Annotated in this window: 1 protein-coding gene; it reads left to right on the forward strand. The window is 60.1% G+C overall.

Annotated elements, in window-relative coordinates; translation table 11 throughout:
* Positions 1-292 (forward strand): transposase (locus HGO92_RS23315; RefSeq protein WP_169999134.1); only part of this gene is annotated, 292 nt, incomplete at its 5' end.
* Positions 293-298: the final 6 nt, after the last annotated feature.

A 298-nucleotide genomic window follows, 5' to 3' on the forward strand; every position in this document is an offset into this window, starting at 1 on the left:
CCGGGCCAAAGGTCAGCAGATGATGCAAGCCGTGATTGACTCCCTCAGCAGCGGCGTCCCCACCGCGCTGACCGAGCTCCGAACTCTCGGGCGCACCCTCAAACGACGGGCCCAGGACGTGCTGGCATACTTCGAGCGACCCGGCACATCAAACGGCCCAAGTGAAGCGATCAATGGGAGACTCGAACACCTACGAGGATCTGCCCTCGGCTTCCGGAATCTCACCAACTATGTCGCCAGATCGCTGCTGGAATCCGGCGGATTCAGACCGAAACTACACTCTCAATTCTGAAGAGCC

The sequence above is a fragment of the Crystallibacter degradans genome (genome assembly GCF_012952295.1).
In the GTDB taxonomy this organism is placed as follows: domain Bacteria; phylum Actinomycetota; class Actinomycetes; order Actinomycetales; family Micrococcaceae; genus Crystallibacter; species Crystallibacter degradans.